The 18,789-nt window shown below is 46.6% G+C and carries 15 protein-coding genes and 1 other RNA gene; 8 read left to right on the top strand and 8 right to left on the bottom strand.

What is annotated here, in order from left to right; all coding sequences use genetic code 11:
- Positions 1-74: 74 nt before the first annotated feature.
- Positions 75-803, bottom strand: coding sequence for a SapC family protein (locus tag CA267_RS05265; RefSeq protein WP_269748482.1), 729 nt, complete (start codon positions 801-803; stop codon positions 75-77).
- A 312-nt stretch (positions 804-1,115) separates the two neighbouring features.
- On the opposite strand from CA267_RS05265, the gene rnpB reads away from it, so the two are divergent.
- An RNA gene (gene rnpB, locus CA267_RS05260) (RNase P RNA component class A) lies at positions 1,116-1,470 on the top strand.
- A 168-nt stretch (positions 1,471-1,638) separates the two neighbouring features.
- On the opposite strand, the gene CA267_RS05255 is transcribed toward rnpB, so the two are convergent.
- Both CA267_RS05255 and CA267_RS05250 read right to left on the bottom strand, forming a co-directional pair.
- Positions 1,639-3,099: an O-antigen ligase family protein gene (locus tag CA267_RS05255; protein ID WP_075608464.1), complete on the bottom strand. Its 1,461-nt coding sequence runs from the start codon at positions 3,097-3,099 to the stop codon at positions 1,639-1,641.
- Positions 3,083-3,847, bottom strand: a complete 765-nt coding sequence (locus CA267_RS05250) for a hypothetical protein (RefSeq protein WP_075608465.1) — start codon at positions 3,845-3,847, stop codon at positions 3,083-3,085. Before CA267_RS05250 ends, CA267_RS05255 begins: the two co-directional genes overlap by 17 nt.
- Before the next feature lie 286 nt (positions 3,848-4,133).
- Here CA267_RS05250 and CA267_RS05245 point away from each other — a divergent pair, with 286 nt between their 5' ends.
- Together CA267_RS05245 and CA267_RS05240 are read left to right on the top strand one after the other, a co-directional pair.
- The gene (locus CA267_RS05245) at positions 4,134-4,601 is read left to right on the top strand and encodes a hypothetical protein (protein ID WP_075608466.1); all 468 of its coding nucleotides are present in this window, start codon (positions 4,134-4,136) and stop codon (positions 4,599-4,601) included.
- 16 nt (positions 4,602-4,617) lie between these two features.
- Positions 4,618-5,322, top strand: a complete 705-nt coding sequence (locus CA267_RS05240; protein WP_075608467.1) for an aspartate/glutamate racemase family protein — start codon at positions 4,618-4,620, stop codon at positions 5,320-5,322.
- Between the two features lie 21 nt (positions 5,323-5,343).
- Here CA267_RS05240 and CA267_RS05235 read toward each other — a convergent pair whose 3' ends face one another.
- A complete protein-coding gene (locus CA267_RS05235) occupies positions 5,344-5,835 on the bottom strand; it encodes a hypothetical protein (RefSeq protein ID WP_075608468.1) in 492 nt (163 codons plus the stop codon).
- Between the two features lie 476 nt (positions 5,836-6,311).
- Entirely contained in the window at positions 6,312-7,454 is a 1,143-nt protein-coding gene (metK, locus tag CA267_RS05230; RefSeq protein WP_075608469.1) for a methionine adenosyltransferase, read from the bottom strand.
- Positions 7,455-7,813: 359 nt separating this feature from the next.
- Between metK and tkt the strand changes: the two genes are divergently transcribed.
- The 5 genes from tkt (at position 7,814) to CA267_RS05205 (ending at position 14,442) form a co-directional block, all read left to right on the top strand.
- The gene (tkt, locus tag CA267_RS05225) at positions 7,814-9,808 is read left to right on the top strand and encodes a transketolase (RefSeq protein WP_075608470.1); all 1,995 of its coding nucleotides are present in this window, start codon (positions 7,814-7,816) and stop codon (positions 9,806-9,808) included.
- A gap of 22 nt (positions 9,809-9,830) precedes the next feature.
- A complete protein-coding gene (gene epd / locus CA267_RS05220) occupies positions 9,831-10,853 on the top strand; it encodes an erythrose-4-phosphate dehydrogenase (protein ID WP_075608471.1) in 1,023 nt (340 codons plus the stop codon).
- 24 nt (positions 10,854-10,877) lie between these two features.
- Positions 10,878-12,056, top strand: coding sequence for a phosphoglycerate kinase (locus CA267_RS05215; RefSeq protein ID WP_075608472.1), 1,179 nt, complete (start codon positions 10,878-10,880; stop codon positions 12,054-12,056).
- A 124-nt stretch (positions 12,057-12,180) separates the two neighbouring features.
- Positions 12,181-13,080: a fructose bisphosphate aldolase gene (locus CA267_RS05210; protein WP_075608473.1), complete on the top strand. Its 900-nt coding sequence runs from the start codon at positions 12,181-12,183 to the stop codon at positions 13,078-13,080.
- Positions 13,081-13,344: 264 nt separating this feature from the next.
- The gene (locus CA267_RS05205) at positions 13,345-14,442 is read left to right on the top strand and encodes a GGDEF domain-containing protein (RefSeq protein ID WP_083638310.1); all 1,098 of its coding nucleotides are present in this window, start codon (positions 13,345-13,347) and stop codon (positions 14,440-14,442) included.
- A 7-nt stretch (positions 14,443-14,449) separates the two neighbouring features.
- On the opposite strand, the gene ppx is transcribed toward CA267_RS05205, so the two are convergent.
- The 3 genes from ppx to CA267_RS05190 form a co-directional block, all read right to left on the bottom strand.
- Positions 14,450-15,979 carry an exopolyphosphatase gene (gene ppx / locus CA267_RS05200; protein ID WP_075608475.1) on the bottom strand — a complete coding sequence of 510 codons (1,530 nt, stop codon included), beginning with the start codon at positions 15,977-15,979 and terminating at the stop codon, positions 14,450-14,452.
- 8 nt (positions 15,980-15,987) lie between these two features.
- Positions 15,988-18,057: a polyphosphate kinase 1 gene (gene ppk1, locus CA267_RS05195; RefSeq protein ID WP_075608476.1), complete on the bottom strand. Its 2,070-nt coding sequence runs from the start codon at positions 18,055-18,057 to the stop codon at positions 15,988-15,990.
- 80 nt (positions 18,058-18,137) lie between these two features.
- Complete coding sequence (locus CA267_RS05190; protein WP_075608477.1) at positions 18,138-18,644, bottom strand: glycine cleavage system protein R; 507 nt, start codon at positions 18,642-18,644, stop codon at positions 18,138-18,140.
- Positions 18,645-18,789: the final 145 nt, after the last annotated feature.

The following is an 18,789-nucleotide window of genomic DNA, read 5'->3' as shown; positions in this document are numbered from 1 at the left end:
TGTCGGTTTAGCGGCACCGCTTCTGAAGTTCAGGCTTAACAGCTGGAACTGGCGCTAAATGATAAAACCTCCAGTTAATTAAACCAAGCCTTGCCATGTTCCATGGCCTTATTTTTACGATCAATTAAATTGTAAATTTGAGCATTAGAGGCAACAACCGTGTAAGCAGGAGCCAGCCACTTTTCTTGTTGTAATTCCTTTAGAGCCTGGGCATCCAGCGCTGCCAATTTATCTTCATCAACAGTATATAGCCCATTTACAATGGTTTTGCTTTTATCCAAAAAAACAATGTCTAACGAAAGTGGAGTAATAAGATCATACTTTTGCATGGCGGTAATAAATGCTTTGGTATGACTTTGACCATCGACCCACTGCGCCAGCATTTGCTTTTTCTCTTTTAATAATGTTGTTGCTTTACCTTGGTTATCGAATATTGCATCGCCCTCTTCTTCACTGATGGCATTGCTGCTGCTATCAACACAAATTGTATGCTTAGCCTTCCCTTCCCCTGTTTTTTCCTGAGCCACAAAAAAAGGATGGCGTTCTATTTGGATGGGGATATAGATACCGTTCCAGCGCCCCCCTTGCCAGAAGAGGTTTTCCCCTTCTTCAAAACCTGTTAGCGCAAAAGACTTGAACTCACCTGTTTCGTCATTTTGGGTGAAAACAATGGGGTAGTGCACAATCAATTTGGCAAATTCAGACACCACTACCGGAATAATATGTTGCTTGGCACCGACAGCTTCCACCTGGGCTTGCTGGACTTTTATGTTTGCGTGCTTAGGATAGTGTAATGCCACCATATTTGTCATTGTGTTACCTCTCATTTTTTGAGCCGATGTAACTCGGCATTACTTATCTTTTCATCAGCCCCGGGGGCAGTTGGCATAGCCAGTTAACCGTTTACACGCGGGTGCTACATCACTAATTTTTCTCATCAGTCTCAATACCAGTTTTACAAAGGGGAAGATCAGAAACGTGCCGAGCCAACAGGTACACAGAAACCGTCTGCGTATACTCAACTGGATGTTTAAAACAAGGTTATATGAAAGGAATTGAATCGGGGCTGCGGAAGGTTGTCGCATGATGGAGTAAACTCCGGTAGAATGCGCGGCGGAGTTGGCCAGGCAATCGCCGCTTTCGTTTTGCGAAAGGGGAGGAAAGTCCGGGCTCCATAGGGCAGGGTGCCAGATAACGTCTGGGCGGCGCGAGCCGACGACAAGTGCAGCAGAGAGAAGACCGCCTAAGCGCAGCAATGCGCCGGTAAGGGTGAAAGGGTGCGGTAAGAGCGCACCGCGCGCCTGGCAACAGGTTGTGGCGAGGTAAACTCCACCCGGAGCAAGACCAAATAGGCCCCTATAACGTGCGGCCCGCATGGGGGGCGGGTAGGTTGCTTGAGCCAGTGAGCGATTACTGGCCTAGACGAATGATTGCCCTCGACAGAACCCGGCTTACAGGCCAACTCCACCTTTTTTTTCGGTTCCTAGACATATGTGCTGATATGTGGAAAAGGACCGCAGCGTTAGCGCACTTGCGCTACGGCCGCAAATGCTGCTTTCTTCATTGTGGTTCTTTCCATATGAATTACTGAGCGGGTATTTTCTCTCTGATATAAGTTCAAATGCTTCGTTGATATTGTTAAGAATGGCTTCGCTTTAAGATGGCTTGGGGAACTGCAGCTTTTTCGTTCGAGTCTGCCACTAACGCGTCACTGGTGCGGCGATGAAACAGCAAGATTACATTGCCTAAAGCGAGGATCAATATGAAGCAAAACGGCAGGTAATAAACTGCAGCATTAACATCATAAACAGCCTGAATCATATACGCCACAATTGCACACCGGCATCCCAGCAGCAGACCGTTAAACCTGGTATCCACATTTTTAAATAGATGCACCAGCAGATAACCGATACTTAACCCCAGTAGTGAAAACCCGATTATTCCCTGGGTAGCAAAAGTTTCTAAATAATCATTATGCGCACGTTTTGACATTTGCGAATTGCCCAGTTGCAACGGCTTAAAATAATGCTGAATATAGGGATAAGTGCCTGGCCCCGTGCCAAATACAGGGCTGTGCTCAATAACCTGCACTACTGTATTACGAAGTAAGGTTCTTCCGTTATCTTCTAACTTATCACTACCAAAGCGCTTGAAAATAGACGATTGCGTAAACAAGGCTGCAGCAATAATAAGGGCTACAGCGCCAAGCCCGAGTATTTTCCTATTAAAGATCAGCTTCCGAAAGACGCGGTTTGTCAGTAGATACAACCCCAGCGCTATAATTGCTGCAACAATCAGTGATACCACCGCTCCGCGTGAGCTGGTGTTAAGCAAAGTGATGTAAAGAACAACAATGCTGATTAACAAGATACAGGCGCTGGACTGCATCACCATTTTTACTTTCGCTGTAAACGATGAGTGCCCGGAGAAGTGGAATGCCTGTAGCCGATCAGCAAGTAAGCCTGTTGCCACTGCAATGGTCATTGCAAGATAAATAGCGTACTGGTTTTTATAGCTAAAGGTCCCGCGGATACCGTTTTCCCATTCAAAACCCCAGGGAGGAATGGCGGCTACCCATTCAAACTGTCCTTTAGTACCAAAATTTAACAGCGAGTACAATGCAGTTAAAAGACAGCCCGCCACCAATATCCAGGCTAAACGATGAACGTTTTTTTCCTCCCGAAATAAGGCGGTTACCAGCAAAAACAGCGCTGCCAGGGCAATATATTTGAACAATTCAATAAGCGAGGCTTGCTTATATACCGAAAGGTAAATTTCTTCCGGCGGCTGCCCGCTGTTATACCAGGCGGCGATATTGGGACTTAACACTTCTACAACGGCAAAAGGTAAGGGAATGATATACAGGCAACAGTAGGCCAGCCAAAGGATAAAAAGCATGAAAAACGTTTTGGACGCGGCAGGTAAGTCAACCAGAAGATTGCGTTGGGTAATTGCTAACAGTAGTGCTACAAAAATAAATCCGGCCATGCTTACCTGTTCCCAAGGTAGCTCAGCACCGTGTAACCAGGGATACAGTAGAATCGCTATAGCGATAACAATTCGGGAACATGTGCTGAGAGAGTTATCGATAAGTGGCATTTTCTGTGTGCTTCATCAACGAGCTTGCCATCTCCCTAAGCTCCGCAGATGTTTTCTTATTTGAAGAATAGCTAAGAAAAGGCGTTACCAGAGCATATTCACGCATAGCGGAGTACATACGTTGTTTGGTGTCTTCTTCCCGCAAGGCGCTTTTCACAAAGGGGCCAGCTAACTCTTGCGCATGGGCGGATAGATGCTGCCATTTTTTCACAATCAGCGGGCCGATAGTTAGCTGTGTTTCTTTCTCGAATGCTCCGGCACTTAATGCCTTTTCAATATTCGGCATTGCATCTGCAATGGGAATATTTTGCATGTCATCCAATAGCACAAGCAGGGCTAGGGGCTGGAAGTGAGTGGGTTGAGCCAGGCGGATATCATTCAGCGTGGTACGGGCTGCCTCGTAAAATACTTCAGAATTTTCCGCTTGTCCCCGTAGCAAATATAAACGGGCAAGAGCTAACTCCACACCAGCATCGCTGGGTAAAATTTCGCTAACGCTTTCCAGGTTTTTTTGCATTAGTTCGATATCTGTTGCAGCCGGAATTTCCAGACCTTTAAACCAACGACTCACCGTGGCTTCGGAATGTTGGGCGGTGAGGTATGCTGTACCAAATTGCAGACAAAGCACAGATAAACCTAATGCCACGCAAGCTACCGCTACGCGTAACAATTGCGTTAGCGCGCTCGCCTGCTGTCTTGCCTTATCGGTATTAACCGACAGGTCAGACTGGAACGGGGATTGGGTCATGTTACTACCTGGCAGCGTGAGTAAAATTCTGTGATATCTTCAATTTTAAGCGATTACCGTGCCAAAACACCAGATTATTGCATTGGTGTCGGCTGTGTGCGGAAGGAAAAGTTACTTAGGCGCAACACTGATATCCTCTTTCCCAGGACCTAAAATGTGACTTTGGGAACGCTAATGGCAAAGTAAACTTGCACAAGCGGCCGTCTGCACGTAGCGTATCATTTATATTCCTTTAAACAAACATCAGGCTGTGCGTTCTCGACAATATCCCCCAAGTATCTTAGATATGGAAGCCAGCGGTTTTGGCGCCAGCAGCTACCCCATCGAAATTGGGGTAAAGCGAAGTGATGGCGAACGATTTTGCATGTTGATAAAGCCTTACGACGACTGGAAGCACTGGGATAACAGCGCAGAAGCGTTACACGGTATATCACGGGAACATCTGTTGCGCTTTGGCTCTGATGGCGGCGTGGTGTGCGATCGCCTCAACGGATTCTTGAATGCGCAGACAGCATATTCGGATGGCTGGGTAGTAGATAATCCGTGGCTCATTCAACTATTTGCGCGCGCTGGACGTATGATGACCTTCAGGTTGTCTGCGTTAGAGCATGTACTTAGCGAAGCTCAGATGAAGTCATGGCATAAGGTAAAATCGGACTTGTACTCCCGTCAGTCCCGCTCTCGTCATAGAGCCAGTGTTGATGCTGAGTTGATTCAGCAAACATTCCTTCAGACGTCTTTGGCATCATCGTAATTAAGCAGGAGTTGAAATGGCAAAACAACGTACTGTCGGCATTATTGGTGGCATGAGTTGGGAATCTACGGTTAGTTATTATCAGGCAATCAACCGTGGGATTAATGCGCGAATGGGCGATTTGCATAGTGCCAGTTTGCTGCTTCACAGCGTCGACTTTCAGCCGGTGAGCCAGTGGCAGCATAATAACGACTGGACATCACTTACAGACCATCTGGTAAAAATCGCCGTTAATCTGGAAAAGGCCGGGGCGCAAGGAATGGTGATAGCGACCAATACCATGCATAAAGTCGCGCCTGAAATTGAAGCACAAATTTCCGTTCCATTAATACATATTGCTGATGCGACCGCTATGCAGTGTCAGCTTACCGGAATGCGCAAGGTCGCGCTGTTAGGAACCCGGTTTACCATGGAGCAACCTTTCTATATTTCGCGCCTGAAGCAGCAGGGTATTGATGTGATCACCCCAGATGTGGCCGGCAGACAGGCAATACACGATATTATTTATCAGGAGCTTTGCCGGGGCGAAATTCGTGATAGCTCCCGCCAGATATTCCAGCAGATTATTGAGCAGATGGGAGTGGATGGCGCTCAGGCGGCGGTTCTGGGTTGTACCGAAATCGGATTGTTGATTGGGCAGCAGGATGTGAGTATTCCGGTATTGGATACAGCGCAAATTCATGCAGCCGCTATCGTGGATTTTATGCTTGCTGAATCTTAGTTTTACTCTTGAAGCGATGACCTAAAAGTAATATTGCACGCCCAATAACAGGGAGCTTATATCCACTTCTCCTACTTCCCGATATTCATATTCAACGGCAAGATTTAAATCCTGGGACGCTCCTAATTGCCATCCCAGGCTGGCAGCAGTACCGGCATTGGCAGGTAAATATACCCAATCATGTACATCAAAGTTATGATCGTTACTGGTTTGTACAGATGCGAAAATTCGCTGAGATTTCGTCATTGGTATCATTCGCGCGGCCGATAAGCGAATAGAGTCAATGCTGGGATTTTCACTAATGCTGTCGACCCAAAGCGGATGGAAGTTTACCTTTCGATTATATTTAACGCCAAACGACCATTTAGGCAGACGTTTGCTGCGATAAGAAATTTCCGTTTGATAGGGCGATGCATACAGGCTGGTAATTGAGCTGATACCCTCAGCCTCACCCGCGGTCGCATTGGCAACTACCATCATCGCAATAGTGACAAAACTCCATGTGCTTTTCATTTGCACGTTTCCATAACAGTTGAGCGTTTATCGATTTGTTTATTTTTAGTGTAGAAGGCATAAGTAAATTTCGCAGTAAGAATTGTTTGTTTTTTAATCTCCCGCTGATTTTATATGTGTACGGGAGTTTTAAAAATTTGATCGCCTTATTTAAAATTTCGTTCTGTAGGGGTTGTATTCAGTACTAACCCACCTTTATGTGTGCTCACTCAGCGCGTATTAGTATAATTTACTGGCTCTAAATTTTCGGCTGTTGATGTCGGGAAAGAAGAAAAATTGACGCGACTACCTGATGAGGCGGGCTCGTGTTTTGTCGCGTTATGAGTAAGGAGGTGAGAAAGTACGCTGACGGGATTTGCAGAGCCTTCGCCCATAGAGCAGCGAAGGTTCGCAACAGTGAATAGAACGCCCATAGCGTAATTGATACAGATCTATCAATCAGAAATTTTTGGACAGCCAAGGGCATACGCCCTTAACTATACGGAAGCTCTTAATGCCTCGGCTTTATTGGTGGCTTCCCATGGAAAGCTCTCGCGGCCGAAGTGTCCATACGCGGCGGTGGCTCGATATATCGGGCGCTCCAGGTCGAGCATTTTCAGCAGTCCGAAAGGACGCAAATCAAAATGTTCCCGCACCAGTGCGACCAACGTTTTCTCATCCACTGTACCTGTACCAAACGTTTCTACGCTGATGGAAGTTGGTTCAGCCACACCTATGGCGTAGGAAATCTGGATCTCGCAACGCTTTGCTAATCCTGCAGCTACGATATTTTTAGCGACGTATCGGCCTGCATAGGCGGCAGAGCGATCTACTTTAGAAGGATCTTTGCCGGAAAACGCTCCGCCTCCATGACGCGCCATGCCACCGTAAGTATCAACTATGATTTTGCGGCCCGTTAATCCGCAGTCTCCCATTGGCCCCCCGATGACAAAACGCCCTGTAGGATTAATATGAAAGCGGGTTTTCTTTAGCCACTCAGCAGGTACTACCGGTTTAATGATTTCTTCCATCACCGCTTCACGCACTTGCTCAGTAGATACTGCATCACTGTGTTGCGTTGAAAGCACAATGGCATCAATACCGACAGGCTTGTCATTTTCATACCTAAAAGTAACCTGGCTTTTCGCATCCGGACGTAACCAGCCCAGCTTACCTGACTTTCTTACCTCAGCCTGACGCTGAACTAAACGATGAGCATAGGTGATAGGGGCGGGCATTAATACATCGGTTTCATCGCTGGCATAGCCAAACATGAGCCCCTGGTCGCCAGCGCCTTGATCTTCTGGTCTTTGACGGTCGACACCCTGATTAATGTCCGGTGACTGTTTTCCAATAGCGTTAAGCACCGCGCAGGAATCTGCATCAAAACCCATGTCGGAGTGGGTATAACCGATATCTTTTACCGTTTGGCGGGTAAGTTCTTCAATATCAACCCATGCTGAGGTGGTAATTTCTCCCCCAACCAATACCATGCCCGTCTTAACATAGGTCTCGCAAGCTACACGTGCGCGCGGATCTTGCTCTAAAATGGCATCAAGCACGGCGTCAGAAATCTGATCGGCAATTTTATCCGGATGTCCCTCAGACACGGATTCCGAAGTAAATAAATGCGTTGCCATAAACTCTCCGTAATGGTTAATCACCAAAAATAAGCGCAGTATTGTATCAATATTGCTTTAAATTACCAGTCTTTACTTCTGGACGTCTACAAGTCTATCTGTTACGAATTGTTGACGTTTTTGGTTTACTTTCTTTCCCGCAGTGCTGTCTGTCCGTTACGTCTGTATTCGAAACAATAAATTCCGCAAAATTTATTGAACTGGTTGTGCGCCTGGGTAAGAATAAGCCGAGGTCGTTGTAACGGCAGAGAGGCCAGCTAAATCAAACCACAGTGATGCTTACTCCTGGGAAATTTAGTTGAGCTAAACGCTGGTGATCACGTATGACATTTCTAATGTGTAAAATACAAGGAGACATCATGCCAACTCGTCGTGAACTCGCCAACGCCATTCGGGCGTTAAGTATGGACGCAGTACAAAAAGCTAAAGCCGGTCACCCTGGAGCACCCATGGGAATGGCTGATATTGCTCAGGTTCTCTGGTGCGATTATTTGTCTCACAACCCGGGTAATCCTGCCTGGCCCAACCGAGACCGCTTCGTGATGTCCAATGGTCACGGTTCCATGTTGCAATATTCGGTACTGCATTTAACCGGTTACGATCTTCCTATCGAAGAACTAAAACAGTTCCGCCAGTTGCATTCAAAAACTCCCGGACATCCCGAATATGGTTATACTCCCGGTGTAGAAACCACCACAGGTCCTTTAGGACAAGGTCTTGCCAACGCTGTGGGCATGGCATTGTCAGAAAAGGTTCTGGCCGCACAATTTAATAAAGGTAGCCACAATATTGTCGACCACTACACCTATGTGTTTTTAGGCGACGGCTGTTTGATGGAAGGAATATCCCACGAAAGTTGTTCGCTGGCTGGAACTCTAGGGCTTGGAAAGCTGATTGCGTTTTATGATGATAACGGGATTTCCATAGATGGTGAAGTTGAAGGCTGGTTTACCGATGACACGGTTGGACGGTTTCGCGCCTACGGCTGGCACGTAATAGCAAATGTAGATGGTCATGATGCAGAGCAAGTTCGCAAAGCGATTGAAGAAGCCCGCAAAAATACCGGGCAGCCGACCCTGATTTGCTGTAAAACCATTATCGGTTTTGGCTCTCCTAACAAACAAGGGACTGAAGCCACTCATGGTTCGCCTCTCGGCGATGATGAAATTAAAGCCGCACGGGAAGAGTTGGGATGGACTGCCGCGCCATTTGAAATTCCTGAAGACATTTATGCCGAATGGAACGCCAAAGACAGCGGCGCTAAAGCTGAAAGTGACTGGAATGCGCGCTTTGATGAATATGAAAAAGCACACCCTGATCTGGCCAAGGAATTTAAACGCCGCATAGCTGGTACCATGCCTGCTGATTTTATCGGAAAAGCCGACGAATATATTGCCAGGCTACAAGCAAATCCGGAAAAAATAGCCACGAGAAAAGCATCGCAAAACTGTTTAAATGCTTACGGGCCGTTGCTACCCGAACTGCTGGGCGGTTCGGCTGACCTCGCAGGCTCCAACCTTACCCTATGGGATGACAGCGAAGGAGTAAGCGCCAACAACGCCGCTGGTAATTATATCTACTACGGAGTACGGGAATTTGGCATGTCGGCAATGATGAACGGAATCGCGCTGCACGGCGGCTTTAAACCGTACGGTGCGACCTTTCTGACTTTTATGGAATACGCGTGTAACGCAGTTCGTCTTGCAGCATTAGCAAAAGCGCCTGTAAACTTCGTTTACACCCACGATTCCATTGGATTGGGCGAAGATGGACCCACTCACCAGCCTATCGAGCAGCTTGTAGCGCTTCGCGCAACGCCGAATTTAGATAATTGGCGGCCATGTGATCCGGTTGAATCCGCTGTGGCGTGGAAAGCTGCGCTGTTACGCAAGGATGGACCGAATACGCTGATCTTCACCCGCCAGAGTGTTCCTCAACAGGAACGGTCTAAAGAACAGGTGGCGTCGATTGAAAAGGGCGGGTACATTCTTAAAGACTGTGACGGTACTCCTGATGTACTATTAATTGCAACAGGTTCAGAAGTTCAACTTGCCGTTGAAGCTGCTGACAAATTAAAAGAAAAGGGCAAGGCTGCAAGAGTTATCTCTATGCCGTGTACGGATGTCTTCGATCGCCAGGACGAAGCCTATCGGGAGTCGGTTCTGCCTTCCAATGTTGAACGCCGGGTGGCAGTTGAAGCATTGGCAAAAGAATCCTGGCATAAATACGTGGGCTTTAAGGGCGCAGTTGTCGGTATGGATACTTTCGGAGAATCTGGCCGCGCTGAAGACTTGTTTAAGCACTTTAACATTACAACCGATGCTGTGGTTGAGGCTGCACTTGCACTGAAGTAATCACCGGCAACAGGCGGGATATATGGTAAGAGTTGCCATCAACGGGTTTGGCCGGGTTGGCCGTAACCTGTTGCGTGCGCTGTATGAAACTCAACGCACAAATCTGATACAGGTGGTGGCAATAAATGATATCGCCAAACCTGAGGGCATTGCCCATCTTTTAAAATACGATACCGCTCATGGGCGTTTTGGCTTTCCTGTAGAGCTGAGACAAAACGAGCTGCATGTTGATGGAAACCCCATTCGTCTACTTGCTCAACCCGCTATAGATATGTTGCCGTGGCGGGATTTGGGCGTAGATATTGTGCTTGAATGCACGGGGGTTAATGATGATCGCCGCGCCGGCCAGGCACACTTGGATGCCGGAGCTAGAGCGGTGCTATTTTCTCAGCCCGGGAGTGCCGATCTGGATAACACGATTATTTTTGGTAGTAACGAGGATACGTTAACTGCTGATCATCGGCTGGTTTCCAACGGTTCTTGTACCACTAACTGTATAGTGCCCGTAATTCAGGTGCTGGATAACGCTTTTGGGGTGCTAAGCGGGACTATCACCACGATTCATGCCTCCATGCATGATCAACAGGTGATTGACGCGTACCATGATGATTTAAGACGCACCCGGGCGGCCAGTCAATCCATCATTCCTGTTGATACACGCTTGGCACGAGGGATTGAGCGGATTTTACCTAAGTTCGCAGGGAAGTTTGAAGCCATTGCGGTGCGCGTACCGACTATCAACGTGACGGCAATGGACCTTAGTGTCACACTTAATACCGAAGTCACCATTGCTGATGTGAATAATGCGCTTAAGCAGGCACGCGAAGGGCGGCTCGAGGGTATTTTGGAATACACCGAAGAACCTCTGGTCTCTGTAGATTTTAATCATGATCCTCATTCAAGCATTGTTGACGGCACCCAAACCCGGGTCAGCCACCGTCAACTGGTAAAAACACTGGTTTGGTGTGACAACGAATGGGGATTCGCCAATCGCATGATCGATACGACTTTGGCAATGTATCGTGCTGGCGTAACGAATTCGTAGTAAACCTCATTAAAGGGAAATAGTATGACGATTCCAACTATGCAAGATTTCTCGCTGGACGGCCAGCGAGTCCTGATCCGTCAGGATCTGAATGTGCCGATAAAAGAAGGCAAAGTCACCTCTGATGCAAGGATCAAAGCGTCGATTCCTACTCTTCAAGCCGCTTTGGATGCAGGCGCAGCCGTCATGGTTATGTCTCACCTGGGGCGCCCGACTGAAGGGAAGCCGGAAGAAGAATTTTCTTTACAACCCGTCGTTGACTATCTCAACGATGCGCTGGATGTACCGGTAAAACTGGTAAAAAATTATCTTGATGGCGTAAAAGATGTGTCGCCGGGCGAAGTCGTTATTCTGGAGAATGTGCGCTTTAACAAAGGCGAAAAAGAAGATGATGAAGCGTTGGCAAAGCAATATGCAGCCCTTTGCGACATCTTCGTAATGGATGCTTTTGGTACTGCTCACAGAGCTCAGGCTTCTACCCACGGTGTGGCCAAATTTGCTCCTAAAGCCTGCGCGGGTCCTTTACTTGCAGCAGAGTTGGATGCTTTAGGCAAAGCATTAGATAAACCTGCACGTCCGATGGTAGCGATTGTCGGGGGCTCGAAAGTGTCCTCAAAATTAACCGTACTGAAATCGCTGGCAGAAAAAGTCGATCAGTTGATCGTCGGCGGCGGTATAGCTAACACTTTCATTGCTGCCCAAGGGTATGAAGTGGGTAAATCATTGGTTGAAACCGATCTGATTGAGGAAGCCAAGCGTCTTGTTGCTGATGCCAAGGCTAATGGTGGAGATATTCCTGTACCTACTGATGTTGTGGTGGGAAAAGCCTTTTCAGAGTCGACGCCAGCAACTTTAAAAGCTGTCGACAGTATTGATGCCGATGACATGGTATTTGATATTGGTCCGGATTCCGTTGCTGTGTTAGTGGATATCTTGAAAAATGCCGGCACGATTGTATGGAACGGCCCCGTCGGTGTATTTGAATTTGAGCAGTTCAGCGCAGGTACAAAAGCAATCGCGCAGGCCATTGCAGAAAGTGAAGCGTTTTCGATTGCGGGGGGCGGCGATACGCTGGCAGCGGTAGATAAATACGAAATTGCAGATAAAATATCTTATATCTCGACCGGTGGTGGTGCTTTTCTGGAATTTTTAGAAGGGAAAACATTACCCGCAGTTGCCGTGCTAGAAGAAAAAAATAAATAAAGCACGCAACTGTCTTAGGTAACCTGTTACCGAATTCGCCGGTGCTACAGTGACGTACATCGGCAATAATAATCATAAACCCTACACCTGCCTTTAGGCAGTATAACAAAAAGGAGTGTTGCAAATGGCATCACAAGCTCAACAAGCCATGCTTAATAAAATCAAAGTTCAAAAAGGTTTTATTGCGGCCTTGGATCAAAGTGGCGGAAGCACACCAAAAGCGCTACGTCTTTACGGCATTGAAGAATCAGCTTATCGTAATGATGAAGAAATGTTCACAACCGTGCATCAAATGCGTACCCGTATCATTGCCAGCGAGGCGTTTAACGGCGATCGTATATTAGGCGCTATTTTGTTTGAAAATACGCTTGAAAGAGATATTGAAGGCATACCCGTAGCGAAGTATCTCTGGGAGAAAAAGCGCATTGTGCCTTTTCTTAAAGTAGATAAAGGTTTAACTGATGAAGTTAACGGCGTGCAAACAATGAAACCCATGCCCGCTCTTGAAGCGCTGTTAGCAAAAGCCACCGCACAAAATGTCTTTGGCACAAAAATGCGTTCGGTAGTAAAGCTGGCTAATCACGAAGGCATTAAGGCCGTTGTTGAGCAGCAGTTTGAAATAGGTAAGCAGATTCTTGCAGCTGGACTGGTTCCCATTATTGAACCTGAGGTGGATATCAAAAGTCCGCAAAAGGCCGAAGCAGAAGCCTTACTCAAACTGGAGATTTTGACGCAGCTTAACTTGCTGAACGAAGACCAGCAGGTGATGCTTAAACTTACTCTTCCTGCCAAACCTAATTTTTATAAAGAATTAGTGGATCATCCGAAAGTATTAAAAGTAGTGGCGTTATCTGGCGGTTATTCCCGTGAAGATGCTAATGCCAAACTAAAGGAAAACAAGGGCGTGATTGCGAGCTTTTCCCGTGCTTTAACTGAGGGAGTCTCTGCTACACAATCTCAAGCGGAATTCGAAAGCACCTTGGACAAGGCGATCGCGTCTATTTATGAGGCGTCAAAGTCATAGTCATTGGCGTGGTTGAAGACATTTGTCCTCATCCACGCCTTATTCCATTGAATTCTTTTTAGTAAACCTTCTATAATCGCCTTACGATCAAAGACGATCACCTAATTCTGCAGGAAGCGGAAGTGCGCGTGTCCTGACAGTTGTTTAAACTCACGGCGAGGCGAAGAAATTCGGGCCTTGCCTTAAGTAGGTAAAAAGTTGTTAAGCGCATACGAGTTTATTCTATTTCAGGCTGTAATACTCGGCGTAGTAGCATGCATTGGTATGCTCTTCACCTTTGCGTTACCTCCATCTTCTCATTTTGAAAAAGGACGTTCTGTCCACTTTGCCAGGCTATTTCTTCTATGTATGTGGCTAGGCCATTGTTGCTTATCTGCGCGTCATCTCGATCAAATGATGATATACGTAGTCGGATACAACTTCTTTACCCTCGCAAGCGCCTACCTACTGTTCATGACAGTGATTAAGCGCTATGGGCATGTTATACGCCGCCGTAGCTTTCATTTGATACTGGCACATATGGCAGTAAACCAATTTGCCACGCTGTTTTTCTACCTTGTTTACGATATTGTAGCGGCAAGAGAAATGATTTTGCTGGTCAGTTGTTCCATCCCATTGATCATGACTACGCTGCGTATTCGTCACTATATTGGAAATGACAGCAGCGGAGACAGAGTAATATTTGTAGGGATGCTGTGCGCACAGGGAATTTTGTTTTTGGGCTCTCCCTTATACTTATTTAATGGAGCCGGATCTGAGCTTCGCCAAACCTTCATTCAATTCGGCCTTATATTGGTAATGATGATCTTATTTATGCTGGGGTTTGTGGTAAGTGTGTTGCACTCTCTGGTGCGGCGACTGCGTTCCCAGGTCTACATCGACCCGTTAACCGGTTGTAAAAATCGCCATTATTTTTATGATATGGCACCTAAGTTTGGTGCACATGCTGCACGTGCAGGACACGATTTGTCGGTGGTGGTTTGTGATATCGATCATTTTAAAGCAATCAATGACAAACACGGGCATGTCGTCGGTGATAAAGCATTAAAGCAGTTCGCCAAAATCGTAGGCGCAGGATTGCGTAAAGAAGATTCACTCATTCGATTAGGTGGTGAAGAATTTCTTATTCTTTCACCCAATTGCAGTTTAAATCAGGCTTACGCCATGGCAGAACGCCTCAGAGAACTGGTGTGTGAGCAACCCATGCGCTTTAAAGAAGCCTCTTTTACGCTTACCGCGTCTTTTGGCGTAGGAGCAATTGCTCCCAAAAGCGATATTTTTAAAGGTATAAGCGAGGCCGATGGTGCGTTATACGAAGCGAAATCTCAGGGGCGTAACCAGGTAATAGCAGTGGGAATCTAAAGCGGCTTTACATTACCTGTAATTTTAAATCCAAAGCTCTCCAATAGGCGCTTTCTCGTTCTAGATCAGCAGAGATAATGGGACGTTGCGCCAGCCAGTCTTCAGGAAAGGTAATGGTGAGAGAATTTTTAGTAATATCTGCGACAAAGTCAGGGACAAAGGTTTCCTGACGCTTGATGTTCAGCAACACACCCAGCCGCAATATGGCGATTAGCTTTTTTACTACGTTTTCCTCATATTGATAAAACGCAGGTAACTCATTAATTTTGATTTTCTTGCGATGGAAGCGCAGTAACGTGGCCAACAGTTCCTGTTGTTCCTGCGTAAATCCAGGCATGTCTACATTTGCCAGAATGTAAGCAGAATGTCTTTGTACGCCGCGGGAATTGATTTGCAACCCGATTTCATGCAGCAATGCCGCCCATCCCAGCATGCTTTTATAGTCAGTTCTGTCTAACTTCCAGTTCTTGGCGCAGCGGTTCAGTAAATCTAATGTGGTATTTAATACCATATTCGCCTGTTTGGTATCGACATCATAGCGGGTAGCCAGGCTGGAGGCGGTGCGACTACGAATATCTGCGTTATGCAGTTCGTCCTCCATCTGGTATAGCACACCTTCACGCAACGCCGCTGGCGAATACACCATCCCTTCAATATCAAGCAGTTCAAAAATGGCTATCAGAATTGCCAGGCCTGCAGCAATCACCGTGCGTCGATCTTCGCTGATTTCAGGCATGGATAAATGATTGATATGTCCGACTCTAATAAATTCGCTCATAAGCGATTTTAAGCTTTTCAGGGTGACTGGCACATCGTGACTATTGGTCCTATCTGTTTGCACCAAATTAAAGAGAGTCTTAATGGTGCCTGAGGTGCCAATGCAGTGAATCCAGCCCAGGCGTTTGAACTTAGCTTCAATATGCTCAAGCTCTTGCTCTGCCGCCGTAATAGCCTTAGCAAAAGATGTCTCGTCGAGTTGGCCATCGGCAAAAAAACGTTTGGTATAGCTGACACATCCCATTTGCAGGCTACGACAAACTATGGGATCAAAACCTTCGCCAATAACCAGCTCTGTAGAGCCGCCGCCGATATCCACAACCAGGCGCTGACCATCACTGTGATTGGTATGCGCAACGCCAGAATAAATTAGCCGGGCTTCTTCCGTCCCTGAGATGACATCAACAGGGTAGGGCAAAATTCGCCTCGCCGCATTAATGAAGTCACGGGCGTTTCGCGCACGACGAAGGGTATGGGTGGCGACGATACGTACTGAATCAGGCTCAAAGCCCTGTAGACTTTCAGCGACAATCCGTAAGGTTTGCAGGCCGCGATCAATGGCATCCTGTGACAGAATGTCATTATCATCAAGACCTGCCGCTAAACGAACTTTCTGCTTTACACGATGAAGTATTTGCACGGATCCGGCAACCACTCTTGCAACCACTAAATGGAAGCTGTTCGAACCTATGTCTAACGCCGCAATTTTACTGATTTCACGGCTTTCTACACTGTCAAAAGCAGATTCGTGCTGTGTCATTAATAGAGTTACTCTTTTTCAAGCTGTTGTAGATAGACGTAGGTTTCGATCTGCGAGCGCAATTTTTTACGGTTCCCGCGCCGAACGTAGCGGTTTGTTTGATCTTTATCGATGACACGGGCTTTAAGGGTGTCTTGAAATTGCATTTCCAGAATATCCACGATACGTTGTTGCAATCGCCTGTCATAAATAGGGCACCCCACTTCTATGCGGTTATCCATATTTCGCGTCATCCAATCGGCTGATGAAATATAGACTTTTCTATCGCCTCCCCCTTCAAACACCATAGCACGCGGGTGTTCTAAAAAGCGATCTACAATAGAAATTATCTCAATGTTTTCACTTATACCCGCTAGTCCGGTGACTAATGAGCACATGCCACGGACAATTCCACGAATTCTTACGCCAGCCTGACTGGCGCGGTACAAATCATCAATCAGTTCTTTATCCACCAGGTTGTTAATTTTAAAGGTAATTTGTGCTTCATGACCTTCTTTAAGAAACTGAATTTCCTGACGAATGAGTGATTGTATACGGGTGCGCGCGTTCAGCGGAGAGATCTGCAGATGATGGAATTTATACCGCCGGTAAGGGTACTGGATAAGGTCAAATACGCCTACTGCTTCTTCTGCCAGTTCCTGATTGCGTGTGAACAAACTAAAATCGGTGTAAATTTTCGCGGTTTTTTCATTGAAGTTACCGGTACCAAAGTGCGCATAATTAACCAGCGCCCCACGCTCCTCCCGCGTCACAATACATAGCTTACTGTGAATTTTTAAGGTCGGTACTCCCAGCACCACGCGAATGCCAGCATCGGTCATACGTTTTGACCATTCAATGTTGGCTTCTTCATCAAAGCGGGCACGCAGTTCCACCACAACGGTAACTTTTTTGCCGTTGTCTACGGCGTCTATTAACGAATTAACAATACGAGAATTACTGGCAACCCGGTAAATATTGATGCGAATAGTTTTTACGCTTGGATCGAAGGCTGCCTGACGCACGAATTCGGTAAAATGCAAAAAACGGTGATAAGGGTAGTACAGCAGGATATCGTGAGCAGTAATTGCATCAAACACCGTATTGTATTGCGAAAACTCCCGCGTATCGATAGCGGGAAGTTTGCTGTGTTCGAGATAATCTCTGCCCACATTCGGAAAACTGATAAAGTCTTTAAAATTGCGATAATGCCCAGCAGCATGCATAGTATCAAGACGCGTTACCTTCAAGCGCTTGCGCAGATCCTGAACCATGTCTTCTGGCATGTGGTTGTCATAAATTACCCGCACGGGTTCAGCAATTAAGCGCTGCTTCATGCTTTCCGACATCTTTTCTACGTAACTTTCATCAATTTCATTATTAATGGAATATTCAGAATCCCGGGTAACTTTAAAAGAAAAAGCTTCCAGAGAATCATACTTAATGAAACCGCGAAAAATTTCCTCCAGGCAAAGCTGTATAATGTCGTCTAGCAGCACGATATGTTTTTTCTTGCGGCTTTTTTCCGGCGGAATTTGCACAAAACGCGACATTTCCGCCGCCGGTACCTGTACTGCGGCGTAGCGTGTGGTTCTGTCTTTGCGGCGAATGGCAACATAGAGATAAACCGCCGTGCCATTTATCCGCGTAAGTAGGTCTGTTTTTTTATCAATGAGGATAGGGGCGATGTGCCGTAGTATTTTGTTGACAAAGAAGTTTTTTGCCCAGGTCTTTTGATAGTCGTTGAGATGGTTTTTACGCAAAATGTAGATGTGATATCGCGCCAGCGTCCGCAGCACTTCTTTGTGTATTTCATCGAACTTAACCGATAACTCCACCACTTTCTTTTGGATTTGCTCCATTAGCGCCATCAGGTTGGCGGCTTCTGCATCCTGCTCTTCGTTCTGGGCAATAGTAATCTGGCGTTTTACATCGGCGGCGCGGACCCGGTAAAATTCATCCAGATTATTTGAGTAAATACCTAAAAATCGAATGCGCTCAACTGCCGGATTATTTTTATCAGCAGCTTCCTGTAAGACGCGCTCATTGAAAGCAAGCCAGCTAAGTTCTTTCGGATAATACAACTCTATGTTTTCCATACTTATTGCTACTTCAACTTAAAATGGAGAAAGCCTGACACTTACTTGTGACATAAAGGTGACAGAGAAAAAAGCTAATCTTAAAGCCGTGGAGTGATATCGACAACCAAATCGTTGGCAATGCCTTCCAGCGATGTTTTTAATGCTGAATTATCAAAGGAATCGGGAACCGCAATGACAGTTTTGGCTTTGAACATCAAGCTGCCCCAGTTTGGCGCACTTTCACAATGGGAATCAAAAGAAACGATATTCAGGTTGAACTGGTTCAGAATGCTGGTAAGTTCCTGAACAATACCAGGTTTATCATTGCCCATCACTTCGACGATAAGGGTGTCACTAAACGGAGAACTTTGGGTAGTGGCAGAAACCGATTGCACCGTCAGGTCAGGTAGCGCGTTTAGGGCTTTAACAAGTTTATCATGTTGGTCCTCTGGCACATGGACTTCAACAAACCCTGTAAACAAGCCCGCCATATGCGCGAAGCTGCTGCCTTGCCAGTTGCCGCTGTGTTGATACACGCACTTGGCGACAGTGTCGACCAGCCCGGGCTTGTCCTTGCCCATAATTGTGATAACTAATGACTGCATGAATCCTCCTTCCCCATTGAGAATAATCGCAAGTACCGCCACAAACTGCTATGGTTCATGGCTACTTAACCGATACCAGTAGCTGGTACTCACGGGAATTTGCCTCACCAGCGGCAAACACCAATAGACCAGCGTCAAACTTTCA

Source organism: Alteromonas pelagimontana (genome assembly GCF_002499975.2).
Lineage (GTDB): Bacteria > Pseudomonadota > Gammaproteobacteria > Enterobacterales > Alteromonadaceae > Alteromonas > Alteromonas pelagimontana.
The sequence above is the reverse complement of the archived record's forward strand: the minus strand, read 5'-3'. Positions and strand labels throughout refer to the sequence as shown.